Origin of the sequence: Sulfuricurvum sp., from assembly GCF_028681615.1 — a bacterium.
In the GTDB taxonomy this organism is placed as follows: domain Bacteria; phylum Campylobacterota; class Campylobacteria; order Campylobacterales; family Sulfurimonadaceae; genus Sulfuricurvum.
In genome coordinates, this window is the sequence record NZ_JAQUHV010000002.1 from 288,817 (window position 1) to 304,332 (window position 15,516).

General features: G+C 44.4%; 15 protein-coding genes. 11 read left to right on the plus strand and 4 right to left on the minus strand.

Going from position 1 to position 15,516, the window contains the following annotated elements; all coding sequences use genetic code 11:
• The first annotated feature begins 1 nt into the window (after position 1).
• On the plus strand, positions 2 to 559 hold the full coding sequence (locus tag PHE37_RS04620) for a HyaD/HybD family hydrogenase maturation endopeptidase (RefSeq protein WP_299993695.1): 558 nt from the start codon (positions 2 to 4) through the stop codon (positions 557 to 559).
• Here the strand turns inward: PHE37_RS04620 and PHE37_RS04625 are convergent.
• The gene (locus PHE37_RS04625) at positions 538 to 1,221 is read right to left on the minus strand and encodes a transposase (protein WP_299993694.1); all 684 of its coding nucleotides are present in this window, start codon (positions 1,219 to 1,221) and stop codon (positions 538 to 540) included. The two genes, PHE37_RS04620 and PHE37_RS04625, sit on opposite strands and share 22 nt — an antisense overlap.
• A 193-nt stretch (positions 1,222 to 1,414) precedes the next feature.
• On the opposite strand from PHE37_RS04625, the gene PHE37_RS04630 reads away from it, so the two are divergent.
• The 9 genes from PHE37_RS04630 to PHE37_RS04670 all read left to right on the plus strand — a co-directional run bounded on the left by PHE37_RS04630 (position 1,415) and on the right by PHE37_RS04670 (position 9,673).
• Positions 1,415 to 2,053: a hypothetical protein gene (locus tag PHE37_RS04630; RefSeq protein ID WP_299993693.1), complete on the plus strand. Its 639-nt coding sequence runs from the start codon at positions 1,415 to 1,417 to the stop codon at positions 2,051 to 2,053.
• A 40-nt stretch (positions 2,054 to 2,093) separates the two neighbouring features.
• A complete protein-coding gene (gene hypB, locus PHE37_RS04635; RefSeq protein WP_299993692.1) occupies positions 2,094 to 2,918 on the plus strand; it encodes a hydrogenase nickel incorporation protein HypB in 825 nt (274 codons plus the stop codon).
• A 2-nt stretch (positions 2,919 to 2,920) separates the two neighbouring features.
• Positions 2,921 to 3,214 (plus strand): HypC/HybG/HupF family hydrogenase formation chaperone, encoded by a 294-nt coding sequence (locus PHE37_RS04640; protein ID WP_299993691.1) that lies wholly within the window; start codon positions 2,921 to 2,923, stop codon positions 3,212 to 3,214.
• Positions 3,211 to 4,356 carry a hydrogenase formation protein HypD gene (gene hypD / locus PHE37_RS04645; protein WP_299993690.1) on the plus strand — a complete coding sequence of 382 codons (1,146 nt, stop codon included), beginning with the start codon at positions 3,211 to 3,213 and terminating at the stop codon, positions 4,354 to 4,356. Before PHE37_RS04640 ends, hypD begins: the two co-directional genes overlap by 4 nt.
• Entirely contained in the window at positions 4,353 to 5,351 is a 999-nt protein-coding gene (hypE, locus tag PHE37_RS04650) for a hydrogenase expression/formation protein HypE (protein WP_299993689.1), read from the plus strand. Before hypD ends, hypE begins: the two co-directional genes overlap by 4 nt.
• A gap of 95 nt (positions 5,352 to 5,446) precedes the next feature.
• A complete protein-coding gene (locus PHE37_RS04655; RefSeq protein WP_300008246.1) occupies positions 5,447 to 7,054 on the plus strand; it encodes an enoyl-CoA hydratase-related protein in 1,608 nt (535 codons plus the stop codon).
• Positions 7,047 to 7,388: a hydrogenase maturation nickel metallochaperone HypA gene (gene hypA / locus PHE37_RS04660; RefSeq protein WP_299993687.1), complete on the plus strand. Its 342-nt coding sequence runs from the start codon at positions 7,047 to 7,049 to the stop codon at positions 7,386 to 7,388. The genes PHE37_RS04655 and hypA overlap by 8 nt, the downstream gene beginning before the upstream one ends.
• 3 nt (positions 7,389 to 7,391) lie before the next feature.
• Complete coding sequence (locus tag PHE37_RS04665) at positions 7,392 to 8,141, plus strand: DUF695 domain-containing protein (RefSeq protein ID WP_299993686.1); 750 nt, start codon at positions 7,392 to 7,394, stop codon at positions 8,139 to 8,141.
• Positions 8,142 to 8,242: 101 nt separating this feature from the next.
• Complete coding sequence (locus PHE37_RS04670; RefSeq protein WP_299993685.1) at positions 8,243 to 9,673, plus strand: FAD-dependent oxidoreductase; 1,431 nt, start codon at positions 8,243 to 8,245, stop codon at positions 9,671 to 9,673.
• Here the strand turns inward: PHE37_RS04670 and PHE37_RS04675 are convergent.
• Positions 9,657 to 10,862: a hypothetical protein gene (locus PHE37_RS04675; RefSeq protein WP_299993684.1), complete on the minus strand. Its 1,206-nt coding sequence runs from the start codon at positions 10,860 to 10,862 to the stop codon at positions 9,657 to 9,659. The genes PHE37_RS04670 and PHE37_RS04675 overlap by 17 nt on opposite strands.
• A gap of 75 nt (positions 10,863 to 10,937) precedes the next feature.
• Between PHE37_RS04675 and pepN the strand changes: the two genes are divergently transcribed.
• Positions 10,938 to 13,538, plus strand: coding sequence for an aminopeptidase N (gene pepN, locus PHE37_RS04680; RefSeq protein WP_300008248.1), 2,601 nt, complete (start codon positions 10,938 to 10,940; stop codon positions 13,536 to 13,538).
• 4 nt (positions 13,539 to 13,542) lie between these two features.
• Here pepN and PHE37_RS04685 read toward each other — a convergent pair whose 3' ends face one another.
• On the minus strand, positions 13,543 to 13,938 hold the full coding sequence (locus PHE37_RS04685) for a c-type cytochrome (protein WP_299998044.1): 396 nt from the start codon (positions 13,936 to 13,938) through the stop codon (positions 13,543 to 13,545).
• A 30-nt stretch (positions 13,939 to 13,968) separates the two neighbouring features.
• Complete coding sequence (locus PHE37_RS04690; protein WP_299998042.1) at positions 13,969 to 15,138, minus strand: FAD-dependent oxidoreductase; 1,170 nt, start codon at positions 15,136 to 15,138, stop codon at positions 13,969 to 13,971.
• Positions 15,139 to 15,516 lie beyond the last annotated feature (378 nt).

Consider the following 15,516-nt stretch of genomic DNA (forward strand, 5'->3'; position numbering starts at 1 on the left):
TATGTCTATCGTCGTTTTAGGTGTCGGAAATGTCCTCGAAGAAGATGATGGCGTCGGTATTTATGCGGCGGCGTTTCTCAAAGCAAATTTCACGTTTAATGATCGTGTCCATATCATCAACGGGGGGGTAGAGGGGATCAACCTGCTGAACCTCTTTTTGGAAAATACCTATATCATTATCCTTGATACGATCAATCTGGACGATACCCCGGGGAGTATTTACAATATCCCCTCCTACGAACTCAGCGGTTACGGTCTCAACAGCGGCGGTGCTCATGAAGTAGGGGTAATGCAGTGTCTGGATATGATCGAGCTGATGGGACATCCCCTGCCCGAATCCAATGTGATAGGGATCGTCCCCAAAAGTATTACGTTTCATATGGGGCTCAGTACGGAATTGGAAGAGCGATTCGAAGCCTATATCGGAACCATTATCGGTTATCTAAAATCATCATACGGTATTGATTTTGTTAAAAAAGAGACGTCGCAAAGTCTTTTAGACATTATTGAAACGTTTAAATATCCGAGTCATCAAAATCAACCGTTAGATTTAAAATAGAGTACTTCAAGAATCTCCGCGCGTCGCTGTTTTGGCGTATTGAATTTAAATTCCGCCTCTTTCAGATAATAGGGAAAGTGGTCGTTACTGACCCCTTTAAAAGGTGTAATAAACTGTTCAAAATAGTGCCAAAACTTGGTAATCGCATTGTCATGTTCGGATATTTTGATGATTTTACTCATACGCATAAATTTTGAAAACTCTTTATAATACACTCCTTCGAGATTATCTTCCACAAATTGTTGTTTATACATTACCAAAGAGGGCATGAGGAGCGTATACACTTTTTCTCCGTAGCTGAATGTCAGAAAATTATGGGAATCAAAGATAGCCGTTTTATCACGCCGTTTGGATTTTTCGATGTAGAGATACTCTTCGTATTGGCTCTCGTTCGTACGGTGGAGATGGTAATGATCTTCACAATACTCTGCGCAAATGTGCCGGAATTTCTGATAGTATTTTGAAACGGTCACGTAAGTTATGTTCAGAGATTTGGATGCTTCGAGGGCGTTTTCGTCATTGCAAAAAAGTTGGATAAGCGTTTTGATCTGATTAATACGTACCGGGCTGTATTTTTTTTTGCATTGACTGCATTTAACATATCCCTCTCTGAGATGATAAAGAGGTGAAGCACAGTAAATACAAGTATCAGAGACTTTCATAAGGTATATTGTAGCAAATCATTATCATGATGGATGTTTTTAGTCATGATAATAAAAATTTATCTACCTTTCTGCCGTTGAAAATAAAATTAGTTCTAAAAATATATAAGAAATGAGATGTTTTAGCTTCTTTTTACCCAAAAGACCTATAATCTCTTATTCTGAATGATTATTCATAAATGGGAGCAATAAAATGGAAATTGGTTTAATGATCATTTTTTGGTATGGTATATTGCATGCATTCGGCCCGGATCATTTGACGGCAATTACCGATTTCTCGATCGGTAAAGAAGCGAAAAAAACATTTATGATTGTCGGAGCTTTTGCGGTTGGACATGGAATCATGCTTTTCATGTTTGCAAAAATCTTGCAGTATTATACGATCCCTGCCGAGTTTATGGCGTACGGGGATATTATCGCTTCGAACGTGATTCTCTCGATAGGGCTCTATCTGCTTTATATGGTATATGCCAATAAAATTCATTTAAAAACCCATACACATGAAAACAAAAAACATGTCCATATCTGGTTTGGAAAGGAACATCAACATGAAACTTCTACAACGACATCGGCATTTGGTGTAGGGGTATTGATGGGAATCGGCGGGGTGCGCGGTATGCTGGTTACCTTAGGCGTTTTGCATGGACAAACGGTTGATTTTACGATGATTCTTGCTTTTATCGCGGGCGTTATGGTAGTCTTTTTTAGTTTCGGTTTGGTCATATCATGGATTAATAAAGATATTTTGACCAATATCAAAAATGTGCGTCGGGTTTTTGCCGCGGTGGGGACTGTTTCTGTTCTTGTGGGCGGAAATATGCTTTTAGCTTAATTGAATAAAAAATAAAATTGGAATACAGGAGATTATAAATATGTGTAAAGACTGCGGATGCTCTATTACCGATCATCATCATGACGACCACGACCACGAGGGTCATCACCATCACCACGATCATGAAGGTCACCATCATGACCATAGCCACGATCATTCCCACACGCATCAGGCAGCGCATGAGACACTGCACCATAACCCTCAGCTCAATGACACGAAAACGATTGCGGTGATCAAAAAGATTTTGGATAAAAACGATCAGGAAGCGCACCACAATCGTGAGCATTTCAACGAATACGGGGTGCTGGCGATCAATCTGATGAGCTCACCCGGCAGCGGAAAAACGACTTTGCTCGAAAAGATGGGCAGCTTGGCTCCGTTTAAATTCGGCGTGGTCGAAGGGGACTTGGAGACATCGAGAGACGCCGACCGCCTCAAAGCGGTGGGAATCCCTGCCGTGCAGATTCAGACGGGAAGCGCATGTCATTTGGACGCGTTTATGGTTCATAAAGGGCTGCACGATATGCCGATTGCCGATTTGGATGTGTGCTTTATCGAAAATGTCGGAAACCTCGTCTGTCCGGCGAGCTATGACGTAGGTTCACACCTCAATATCGTCCTTGTCTCTATTCCCGAAGGGGAAGATAAGATCGCCAAATATCCGGTGATGTTCCGAGCGGCTGATCTTATTTTGATTACGAAAACCGATTTGCTCCCGTATTTCAAATACGATATCGAGCGCGAGAAAGCCGAAGCACGCAAAATCAAACCCAACGTCGATATTTTGGAAGTAAACATCAACGATGAGGACTCTGTGAAGCGGGTTATCGAATGGATAGAATTTAAACGAAAGATGAGAGCGTAATTATGTGTTTATCCATACCTTCAAAAGTGGTCAAAATTGATCCGGAACTTAATATCGCAACCGTCGACACTATGGGAGTCCAACGCACTGCAGGACTGGATTTGATGGAAGAGGGGTCTGTCAAAATCGGAGATTACGTTCTATTGCATATCGGTTTTATTATGAACAAGATCGATGAAGAGGATGCGCTTGAATCGCTGAGGGTGTATCAGGAGATATTAGAGAAACTCGATGAAGAAGAACGCAGAGTATTGGTCCTCGAAGATGATAATTGCGTCAATAGAGAAGCCCCATGAGCTCACTCGAACTCAAAGACCTCTATGACGGGTTCCGTGACCCCGATGTGATCAAAGGGTATCAAAAACTGATCGCAGCAGAGGCAAAAAAACTTGATCGAAATGTCAATATCATGGAGGTGTGCGGCGGACATACCCATACGATCATGAAATACGGCCTTACGCAGCTATTGCCAGAAAACATCAATTTTATTCACGGACCCGGATGTCCTGTATGTATCATGCCCAAAGAACGGGTTGATCATGCATATGTACTTGCCATGCAGCCGGATGTGATTTTACTGACGCTGGGAGATATGATTAAAGTCCCAGGAAGCCACGGTTCATTACAGGATGCCAGAGCCAAGGGTGCGGATGTCAGATACGTCTATTCCCCGATGGACGCGCTCAAAATTGCTGAGGAAAATTCGGATAAAAAAATTGTTTTCTTTGCGATTGGTTTTGAGACGACGACACCAATGACAGCAGCTTTGCTCGACGTCGTGATCAAACGGGGAATCAACAATATCTTTTTTCATATCAATCACGTGACCGTGCCCGAAGTGATGAAAGAATTGATCGACAGCCGTGATGAACACGTTAACAGTTATGACCACAGGATCGATGCGTTTATCGGCCCATCGCATGTCAGCGTTATCAGCGGTTCAAAAATTTATGAACTGTTTTCTATAGAATATCATATTCCCGTTGTCGTTGCCGGTTTTGAACCGGTCGATGTCATGGAAGCTATTTATATGATGATGAAGCAGTTTAATGAAGGGCGCAGTGATTTGGAAATCCAGTATAAACGGCTTGTTACACCGGAGGGAAATCTCAAAGCACAAGCGCTGATCGAACACTATTTTGAAAAAGTGAGCCTCTTTAAGTGGAGAGGGATGGGAAATGTACCGAACAGCGGATTAAAACTCCGCGATGAATTTGCCGCCTATGATGCGGAGGTTTTATTTGAAAATATTCTTCCGTATGATGAAATCGACGATCACAAACTTTGTATCTGCGGAGATATTTTACGCGGTTTTGCAAAACCGCAGGAGTGCAGTGTATTTGGAACGGCATGCAAGCCGAGTTCCCCGCTGGGAAGCTGTATGGTAAGTTCGGAAGGGGCATGTGCCGCCTATTATAAATACGGGAATCTAATATGACGAAAAACATTGTACTGGCACAAGGAAACGGGGGGCAGGAAAACGCTGAACTGATCTCCAAGATATTTTATAAACATTTTAAAAACGAGATTCTGGAAAAGAGTGAAGATGCGGCGATCATCGACGGCGGACGGTTGGCGTTTACGACCGACAGTTTCACCGTCAGCCCCATCTTTTTTGACGGGGGAGATATCGGAAAACTCAGTATCTGCGGTACCTGTAACGATCTGGCGATGATGGGGGCAAAGCCCGCTTACATGACGTGTGCCGTGATTGTGGAAGAAGGATTTTCGATCGATGATCTGGAAAAAATCGTCCGTTCGATGAAAAAAGAGCTGGAAGTAAACCAAGCACTCATCGTTTGCGGGGATACCAAGGTCGTCCCGAGAGGAAGCGTCGATAAGATTTTCATCAATACGACAGGGGTCGGAATCGTTCAAAAAAGCGGTATTTCCTCCAACTGTGTGAGCGAAGCCGATACGATCATCATCTCAAACCAGATCGGTCGTCACGGAGCAACGATTTTCGCTAACCGTGAGGGAATGGAATTTAGTTCTGCGCTGCAAAGCGACTGTACCTCGTTGTGGCCGCTGGTCGAAAAACTTCTCTCGGAAGGTATCCGAATCACGGCAATGCGTGACGCGACACGCGGCGGTGTTGCGGCGGTACTGAATGAATGGGCGAAACAGTCCGCGGTATGTATCGAAGTTCAGGAAGAATCTTTACCGGTGAGCGATGAGGTGCGCGGGATTTGCGAAATTCTGGGATTTGAAGCGTACAACCTCGCAAACGAGGGGACATTTGTATTGGCCGTAAAAAGCGAAGATGCCGCCAAAGCGGTAGCAATATTGCAAGAATTTGAAGAGGCACGCTATGCGTCGATTATCGCGGATGTTACCCATCAGTATGACGGACGGGTTGTACTCTTAAGCGCATGGGGGTCCAAACGGTTTATGGATTTACCTACCGGGGAACTGTTGCCTCGGATATGCTGAAAAAGTAGAAACAGTTGCGTATTTTATTGGTCGTTTCGGCGTTTAATTCATTGAGCCAGCGCATTTTTTGCGATCTTCGAGATCGAGGGGAAACGGTGGGCGTAAGTTTTGCCATCAATGACGCTCAGCTTATCGAAGAGGCTGCCGAATTTAACCCCGATCTTATCCTCTCTCCTTTTTTAAAAAAGAGGATTCCGCAAAGTATCTGGAAGACGATCCCGACGTTTATCATCCATCCCGGAATAGCGGGAGACCGCGGAGCGCATGCTCTTGACTGGGCAATTATGAAAAAAGAAAAAACCTGGGGTGTGACGATCCTCCGGGCTAACGGCGAATACGATGCGGGGGATATTTATGCTCACGGCACATTCACGATGCAAAGTGGAGCTAAAGCCTCCATTTACCGTAACCAAGTGGGGACCCTTGCATCGGCCTTGGTGTCCGAACTGCTCGAATCGTTGAATGACCCGATTTTTAGCCCGATGTCCCAACATGAACATAGCTTGCCCGGATCGGCCCATTTGGTGATGACCCAGCAGGAGCGCCGTATCGACTGGGAACAAGACGGCACGGACGAGATTATTAAAAAAATCCACAGCGGCGACAGTCACCCGGGAGTCGCCGATACGATTTTGGATTTGGAGTGTTTTTTATACGGAGTACATAAAGAAGCAATACTGAGAGGCGGGATCAAAGAGGTTTTGGCAAAACGTGAGGGTGCTATCTGTATTGGTACGCGTGACGGAGCCCTCTGGATTTCGCATCTCAAAGAGCGGCATACCCCCGGTATCAAGCTTCCTGCAACATATGTATTGAAAGATCGGCTCAAAGGGGTAAGGGAAGAGCGTTTGCCGCTCTTTGTCGAACCCGGGAGGGAGACGTTTAAAGAGATTACCTATTTTGTGCGTGATGAGATAGGGTACCTTGGATTTGATTTTCATAACGGTGCGATGGGTGCGCACCAGTGTGTACGGTTGAAATATGCGTTTGATCATCTCAAACAGACGGGGATAAAAGTGCTGGTTCTGATGGGCGGAAGCGATTTTTTTTCGAACGGGATTCATTTGAATATTATGGAAGATTCGAAAAAACCGGATGAAGACGGCTGGTCGAATATCCATTCGATGAACGAGGTCGTCAAATCTATTTTGATGTGCGATGAGGTAGTGACGGTGAGTTCACTGCATCGAAACGCAGGTGCGGGAGGTGTCTTTTTAGCTCTTGCAGCCGATCATGTCATCACACGTGAGGGAGTTGTTCTGAACCCGCATTACCAAACGCTCGGCTTGCACGGGAGTGAATATTGGACCTTTACTCTGCCCCGACGCGTCGGAGCAGAAAAAGCATACGCACTGACGACAGAATGTCTGCCGGTGAGTGCGGCTAAAGCGGCCCAAATCGGTTTGGCGGATGCACTTATGCCAGAAGACGATGCGAACTATTTTGAAGAATTGCATCGCTATTGTATGGGCTTGGTCGCCGATGAAGACCGATATTATGAACTGATCGAGGCCAAACGAGGGAAAATCAATGATCCGTCCTTTGCGCAGGAAATCCAACAGCACCGTGAAAAAGAGCTGGAAGAGATGTATCCGAGTTTTTACGATCCGAACAGCGATTTTAATCGTCTGCGCAAAGCATTTGTTTATAAGCTCTGCCCGATTCAGACACCCCATTATATAAAAGGAGAACGCTATGCATGAGTATTCGATAGTGCAGGCATTATTGACGCAGTGCGAGGATATCGCAAAAGAAAATGAAGCCGAAGCGGTAACGAAAATCATCGTCAAAATCGGTAAAATGTCCGGAGTGGAACCGCATCTATTGGAAATAGCATTTAATACATTTAAAGAAAAAACGGTGTGTGACGGAGCAGATTTTGTCCTTAACGTACAGCCTCTGGTGATCGAATGCAAAGAGTGTGGAGTACAGACAACCTTGGATGAGATTTTTTACAAATGTCCAGCGTGTGAAAGTTTGGATGTCAAAGTGATCGATGGAGAAGATATGTATTTAATGACGTTGGAAATGGAGTAGAGTATGCAAGAATATTGGGAATTATATATGAAAACAATCGATGGCAACATCGCATCGGTTTTGGTGAACGCGGGGATTTCGGCTGAACTTCCGAGTGAGGATAAATTTTATGTCGGATTTATCAAGCTTGCCATGAATACACCGAATGACAAGGGGCTTGTTTCCGAAAACGAAGAGGCACAGCTCAATTTTATCGAAGATAAAATCGAAATGGAATCTCTCAGATACCGTATCGGCAACTACGTCGGCAAGATTGTTTCAAACGGCGAAATCACGTTTATCTATTATCTGAAACACGATTTTGAATGGCCGGATGTCGTAGCGGCTGCAATGAATGATTTTGAAGGGTATCAATATGAATTCGGTTCAAAAATGGATTCGGATTGGGAAATTTATAACAAACTACTTTTCCCGACACCGATCGAGTGGCAGATTATTCACAATCACAAAGTATGCGACAACTTAAAAGCCAACGGCGATTCTCTGCATTTACCGAGAGCAATCGAGCATAAAGCGTATTTTGAAACCCCTGAACAGCGGACGGCTTTTGTGGAACGGATCGAATCGGAAGCATTTAAAGTCAAAGAGCTGATAGATGTGAACGAAAATACACCTATGGTCGGGCTCAGTTTTTACCGTCAGGATAAACCGTTTTATTACGATATTGATACATTAACTTTGCATTTGATTGAGATAACATACCAATGTGAAGGGCAATATGACGGCTGGGAAACGAGTGTCGTAAAAATATAGTAATAAATCACTGAAAGTTCATTCACTTTTAAGATACTTTAATCTATTCACAGTGATAATAGACATAGAAATGTAACCGAATATATGAAAAGGAGTTTAGAATGAATTACGATGAGATTTTTAAAAAAGTAAAAGAGAACGAAAGCCTCTCACGGCGTGATGCGTTAAAAATGATGGCACTGTCGCCGGTAGCCGCAGCTGCGTTGGCAAGTACAGGTGCTCCTGCTACAGCAAATGCCTCTTCATCAGACGCGAGGGGGCGAGTCGTTATTGTCGGAGGAGGCTCAGGTGCATTGATGGCACTTTCACGTTTACGAAGAGCCCTTTCTAAACCCGATATTACCATTATCGCTCCGAATGAAAAGCATGTCTATCAGCCGGGTCAGATTTTTGTCGCTGCGGGTGAATACGATCCTGAAGATATTATTTTCGATAACACGGGCTATATCGGTGACGAGGTAAAATGGATTAAAGATGAAGTTGCTACCTTTGATCCTGATAATAACAAACTAGAAACTAAAAAAGGGACTGTTGTCGAGTACGATTATCTTATCGTAGCAGCGGGAGTTCAATACCACTATGAGCAAATCGAGGGTCTCACGGTTGATATGATCGGGAAAAACGGTATTTCAAGTGTCTATTTGAATGATTTGGCAGCAGGAACGGCTGAGGGAGGAACGATTACACGCGATTGGTTTAAAGCACTGCATGAAGCGGCTAAAACCTCTAAACCGCGTGTTATTTGTACTCAACCGTCCACTCCGCTCAAATGCGGCGGTGCACCGCAAAAAATCCTCTATCTCAGCGATGACTTCCTCAAACGTGATAAATTGAGTGCTGAGTTTACGTTTGCGACTGCGGGTGAAAAATTGTTCGGTCTTCCGGAGATCGATGCGGCATTGCATAAAGTTCAAGATGGATACGGCAACATCACCAATAAATTCGGTCATGAACTTATCCGTATCGATGCAGAGAAAAAAATAGCGACGTTCCATCACAAGTATCAAGTTCAAGGGGAATTTGATAAAGACCTTAACGAATACGATATGATCGATAAAGAAGAAGATGTGGATATGGAATACGACTTTATCCATATCGTTCCTCCGACAGCGGCAGTGGATGCCGTTGCCAACTCTTTGCTTGGATGGCAAAAAGGGACGGCTAAAGGGTGGTTGGAAGTGGATCGTGAAACGCTTCAGCACCGCCGTTATAAAAATGTCTTCGGGATCGGAGACGTGTGCGGTATTCCGATCGGTAAAACGGGGGGAAGTGCACGTCACCAAGGGCCGATTGTAGTGGGGAATCTGATTTCGGTTATGGAGAAAAAAGAGCCGACCTTGAAATTTGACGGTTATACCGTCTGTCCATTAAAAGTTTCATACGGTGAGATTATTATGGCGGAGTTCAACTATGACGGTTTGGCACCGTCTTTCCCTCTTGATCCGGCAAAACCTCGATGGATATGGTGGGCGTTCGATCTGTATATGCTACAGCCGATGTATCGATATCTGATGCTTAACGGATTGATGTAATCGATATTTCCTCGGGAGTAATCCCGTAGGATTTGAGCAACAATGCCGCACTGTTCACGTCGCCTTTCTCTAATTTGAGAGTAGCGGCATAAATCCTCCCTAACATTCCGGTATGTGTCAATAACGCATCTTCGATCTCCTGATTCGGATGAAGTGTTTGGAGCAGACTCTCCATCGGAACATTCATCAGCCCTTCTAAGAGTGAAAGCATCGCAATCAATTGGATTTGTTCCAGTTGATGTTCCGTAGGATGCGGGGTACTTTTTTCCAATAATGAGATCATCCGGTCGATTCGGTTCTGGGCAAAAACGGCATGTGAGTTTTTCTCATCGATTGCCCGAGTTCCTGATTTGGAATAGATGATCAGCAAGAGCCACTGCATAAGAGCGTTTTTGCCGAAACGTTCGATAATCTCCCGTATGGAAATCGCCCCCTCAATGTATTCCGGATGTGCCGAACGGAGGAATTGGAATAGTTGCAGTGCGAGGATACCCTGATATTTAAAAGAGTCACATACCTCTTCCATCGGGGCATCGTCCTGAAGCAGGGTAAAAAGCTCCATAACATCCATGTATTGCGGATCGATCCGGCGTCCGGTAATGAGGTGGGCATGGGCAAAATAAAACCCTTGAAAATACTCGAATCCAAGAGCTTCATACGCTTCAGCCATTTCGTAAAATTCCACTTTTTGAGCTATGAGTTTCATTTTCCCATAGGGGTTCGGTGCATGGTTAAATTGTTCGATATCCGTCTGGGTCACATCAAATTTTGCAAATTCCATATACGGAAAAAGGGGTGAAAAGGTTTCGATGTAGTGTGGATTAAAAGATGCATTGTCCAGTGCAAACCGATACCCGAGGGAGTGAAAATGGCGTATGGCTTCATGGATACGGGCTGTAATTTTTGCGGATTCGGAGAGTTCAAAGACAAATTTTTCTTTGGGCAAAGTTCTCAGAATATCGGTGAGAAGCAGCGGCCCGTCGGTATTGATGAAGGCCAAAGATTCACCGAATGCCGAGGTTGAACCGACTTGATTGAGGAGATTGACCAAAACCGATGCGGTAGCATGTCTCGGATCATCGATTACACATTCTCCGTAACTGTCACGATAAAAGAATTCATAGCCGATAATGTTCTCGGATCGGTCTAAAATAGGTTGTCGGGCAAGGTTCAGACTATTGTGCATCATTGTGACTTTATATTTTAATGTCTTAAGTGTACCGTAATTTGAGTATTATTTCAAAAAACCATAAATGGATAAACTATGCAAGATCATAAAACGATTTATTTTAAAGATTATCAACCCAGCGCATATACGGTTGAGACCTGTTCGCTTGAATTTATTATCGAAAACAGCTCGACCCGGGTTGAGAACATTATGGAGATCAAACGATGTGATCCCGATTCAAAAGAGTTGAAACTGGATGGTGAGATGCTGGATTTGGAACTCATCTGGGTGGATGACGTTCTCTATACCGAAGAGATGTACATAAAAACCGAAGAGGCTTTGACCCTTCCGCTCGATTGCGACAGTGCCCGTATCCGCATCATCAACCGTATCTATCCGGATCAAAACACCGCATTAGAGGGATTGTACCGTTCCGGCGGTATTTGGTGCACGCAAAACGAACCGGAAGGGTTCCGCCGCATCACCTATTTTATCGACCGTCCCGACGTAATGGCAAAATTTACCACGAAAATCATTGCCAACAAAGAAACGTGTCCCGTTTTGCTCAGCAACGGGAATTTGCGCGGAACGGCAACATTGGACAACGGCAAACATTTGGCGCTTTGGGAAGATCCGATCCCAAAACCGTGCTATTTGTTTGCCCTGGTCGCAGGAGATTTAGGCTCTATTACGGATACCTTTACAACGATGAACGGTAAAAAAGTCGATTTGGCAATCTATTGTGACAAGGGCAATGAAAACAAATGTCATCATGCGATGCGCAGTTTGAAAAAGTCGATGGAGTGGGATGAATACACCTATGGACGCGAATACGATCTCGAGGTCTATAATATTGTGGCTGTGGACAGTTTCAACATGGGGGCGATGGAGAACAAAGGGCTTAATATTTTTAATTCCCATTATGTCCTCGCCGATGAAGAGACGGCAACGGACACCGATTTTATGGGAATCGAGAGTGTCATTGCACATGAGTATTTTCACAACTGGACCGGTAACCGTATTACTTGCCGAAACTGGTTTGAACTCACACTGAAAGAGGGGTTGACCGTATTTAGAGATCAGACTTTCAGTGCCGATATGAACTCAGAGCTCACGCAGCGTATTGATGACGTTCGTGCACTTCGAGAACGCCAGTTTGTCGAAGATGCGGGACCGACCGCCCATCCGATCAAGCCGGACCATTATATGGAGATCAATAACTTCTATACCGCTACCGTTTATGAGAAGGGTGCGGAAGTGATTCGGATGATGTATACCGTTTTGGGTCGGGAACGTTTCCGTCGCGCGATGGACCGATATTTCGAGAACTTTGACGGTCAAGCGGTGGGGACGGAAGATTTCCTATGGGCAATGGAGTCAGAGAGCCCGGTCGATTTGACGCCGTTTAAACGGTGGTACTCTCAGGAACGTACCCCGACATTGAAAATTACAAGCGAATATCATCCTGACTCGGCGATATTGGTATTACATATTATCCAAAGCGTTCCGAAAAATACACGTCATCAAGAACAGCTTCCGTATGCATTTCCGTTGACGATCGGACTTTTGTCCGAGTCTGGCGAAAATTTTGATCTGATTACGTCCGATTGTATTTTATTGAACAAGACAACGTTATGGATTACCGATCAGGTTAGTGAGATCACATTCAGTGCGATTCCAACACATCCTCGTCTCTCGTTAAACCGCCATTTCAGTGCTCCGGTGATTATCGAGTGCGATCAACTTGATTATCCTTTTTTGATGGCACATGATTCGGATGGATTCGTTCGTTATGAAGCGGCGAATCGGTTCGGTATCGAAATATTGGAGTCGATGATGTCGGGTGGTGAGGTGGATGAACGATACATTGAGAGCTACGGCGAGATTTTGGTCGATGATTCGATTGATCCGATGTTGAAAGCGCAGCTTCTTGAACTTCCGACCATTACAACCCTCATGCAGCGTCAGGAGGTTATTGACGTCAATGCCATCGCCGAAGCGCAAGAGCGCCTAAAGCAAATATTGGCAAAACGTTATTTTGATCGATTAAAGAGTGATATTCAAGCGCTGTATGAACCTACAAACGCCGGTATTGACGGACGCAGTATGGGCAAACGTGCTTTGAAGAACCGTTTGCTCGGAATATTGATGAGTTTAAACGATCCGGCAGTGAGCATAATGTGTCAGGACCATTATTATGAGGCCCATTCTATGACGGAACGTATTGCAGCATTGGATCTGCTGGAAAACTATGCTCCCAATGATGTTGGAGAAGCGTTAAATGATTTTTATACTCGCTATAAAGATGAAACGCTGGTTATGAACAAATACTTTGCGGTATGCGCATCGTCTCGTCGTGAGGGGACGCTTACACGCGTTCAGGCATTGCAAAATGATCCGGCGTACGATCCCAAAGTACCTAATCTTGTCCGCGCGTTGATCGGTTCGTTTGCCCGAAATCCGGTTGCTTTTTATGATGGCAGCGGAGAAGGATTTAAATTTGTAGCGGACAAAGTGATCGAGATTGATGCTTTGAACCCGCAAATCGCTTCGGGCCTGGCAGGTGCGTTTAAAAATTACGGGAAACTCTCTGCACTGCAAAAAGCGCAGATGCAGACGCAATTAGAGCGGATTAAAAATCATCCTAACCTTTCGAATAATGTATTCGAGATTATTACAAAAATTCTAAAAGTATAAAGTTTTAATAGCCATAATTTTTATAAAGATATTCAGCTATAACGGTAGCTTCTTCTTTGCTTAGGCTCCCTTTTTGTGAGGGCATGAGCCCGAAACGTTGGATCGATTGTTTCATGCATACGGCTTTTGCGTGCGACGGATCAAAGATATAATCGACAATGAAAGTGACTGCCTCTTCTTTGTTTGCTTTGGCATCTTTTACGTGGGTCATAACCCCCATGATCGGTGGTGCAATCAAGTTTTTCATCTCTTCGTAAGCCGGTCTTTGTTTGAGATGACATGCGGCACATTTTTCCTCGAATAGGGTTGCGCCTTTTTCAGAGGCCAACGAGGAAGTCATCCCAAGAGTCATCATAAGGGTTGAAGTTAAAAACGCTAATGTAAGTTTTTTGTGATGCATAGAAATTCTCCTTGGGTAGTGTGTCTGGATTTACATTCCGGGGATACGGGGAATATAACCCATTTTCGACATTTTGTAATACCATCCCCATCCGATTTTCAGCCAATGTCCGATGATCGGCATCGGGATAAGCAAAGCTTTTTTATCGTCACGGTAGACGAATCCGGCACCGTTGCCCATATCCATAACACAGAGGATATTGAGATGATCGCGATAGCTTTTTTTCTCACCTGATTTGAATCCCCATGCAAGGGCACTGTTATGCGCCGCATTGCGTGCCATTACTTCGGCAATATGCCCTTGTTTCGCTTTCCAATCCGGTCCTTCGAGTGCACTCGCGTCACCGATGGCATACCATCCTTGGACGCCGATGATTTCACAAAACTCATTAATGCGGATGAAACCTGCAGGGTTGAGGGGAAGATCTGATTCTTTGATAAACGGCTGGCCGTCTCCGGCAGGGATAAACATCGTCAGATCACTCTCTAAACGGCTTTCATCCTCAAAGACGACACCGTTTTCTTCAAATCGGGCAATTTTTTTACCGTATCGTGTAGCGAAGCGATTACGTTTGAACAGTGTTTCCATCAGAGTAAGCGCTTTTGGCCCCATACGGGCACCGGGTTGAGGCATCGGTGCAAAAAAAGTCATTTCAAACCGGTCACGGATACCGAGCTTTTTGAGATGGTGGTGGAGATTGAAAAAGAGTTCAAATCCCGGTCCGCCGCGCACACCGCTCGGATCGTTAGGATTGCCTCCGAAACCGAATGCGATTTTACCGCTCCCTTTGGTAATCAACGCATCGATTTTTTCTTTGAGTTGTACGGATTGTTCCGGTATACCGCAGATAGAGAGGGTATGCTCGATTCCGGCATGTTTCATCTTGCTCGCCCCTGTCGCGATGACGAGATGGTCGGTTTTACGTTCCCCACCTTTTTCGAGAGTAATAGCTCTTTGTTTCGCATTGATCGAGGTTACTCGGTCGATGGTCAGTTTAAAACCGTGACGTCGTGAAAGTTTTTCGAGAGGGAAAGCTACATTGTCGAAGGTACTTGTCCCTACCGGAATCCAAATCGCAATAGGATAGATAAATACGTAGGGCCGGTCGCTGATCAGTTCAACCTCAAAGCCCTCTTTACGATAATAAATCGCTGCTTCGACTCCGGCGATTCCGCCTCCGATAATAAGAACATTTTGCATTGTTATACCTTGTTATAATCCGATATACAAATAATAATTATAGCTTTTAACTATCAGTAAGAATTATAATGGTAATGACGGTAAAAGTCAATACAAGAAACAGTTTTATCCGTCAATACGGGAGTTTGAGAGAATAAATAAAAAGGTTTTTTTTTATACATATTGGGAAAAAATGTAACATTGCCTGCTTGTAATTTTTTTTTAGTCTAAAATGCAAGGCTTATTTTAAGGATGTGATATAAATGTGATGTATTGGGGTTATAATCACTTTTTATGGAATTCATCTAAGGAGAAGATATGGCGAGATTAGTTGTCCTCGGCGGCGGAGTCGCCGGACATACTGCAGCGACATTTGCGGCAGATTGGCTCGGAAAAGAA

Coding starts and splice junctions, on each gene's coding strand:
- pepN (WP_300008248.1), top strand. CDS start 10,938: ATGCAAGATCATAAAACGATTTATTTTAAAGATTATCAACCCAGCGCA.
- hypA (WP_299993687.1), top strand. CDS start 7,047: ATGCATGAGTATTCGATAGTGCAGGCATTATTGACGCAGTGCGAGGAT.
- hypB (WP_299993692.1), top strand. CDS start 2,094: ATGTGTAAAGACTGCGGATGCTCTATTACCGATCATCATCATGACGAC.
- PHE37_RS04620 (WP_299993695.1), top strand. CDS start 2: ATGTCTATCGTCGTTTTAGGTGTCGGAAATGTCCTCGAAGAAGATGAT.
- PHE37_RS04630 (WP_299993693.1), top strand. CDS start 1,415: ATGGAAATTGGTTTAATGATCATTTTTTGGTATGGTATATTGCATGCA.
- PHE37_RS04640 (WP_299993691.1), top strand. CDS start 2,921: ATGTGTTTATCCATACCTTCAAAAGTGGTCAAAATTGATCCGGAACTT.
- PHE37_RS04685 (WP_299998044.1), bottom strand. CDS start 13,938: ATGCATCACAAAAAACTTACATTAGCGTTTTTAACTTCAACCCTTATG.
- PHE37_RS04675 (WP_299993684.1), bottom strand. CDS start 10,862: ATGATGCACAATAGTCTGAACCTTGCCCGACAACCTATTTTAGACCGA.
- hypD (WP_299993690.1), top strand. CDS start 3,211: ATGAGCTCACTCGAACTCAAAGACCTCTATGACGGGTTCCGTGACCCC.
- PHE37_RS04665 (WP_299993686.1), top strand. CDS start 7,392: ATGCAAGAATATTGGGAATTATATATGAAAACAATCGATGGCAACATC.
- PHE37_RS04625 (WP_299993694.1), bottom strand. CDS start 1,221: ATGAAAGTCTCTGATACTTGTATTTACTGTGCTTCACCTCTTTATCAT.
- PHE37_RS04670 (WP_299993685.1), top strand. CDS start 8,243: ATGAATTACGATGAGATTTTTAAAAAAGTAAAAGAGAACGAAAGCCTC.
- PHE37_RS04690 (WP_299998042.1), bottom strand. CDS start 15,138: ATGCAAAATGTTCTTATTATCGGAGGCGGAATCGCCGGAGTCGAAGCA.
- hypE (WP_299993689.1), top strand. CDS start 4,353: ATGACGAAAAACATTGTACTGGCACAAGGAAACGGGGGGCAGGAAAAC.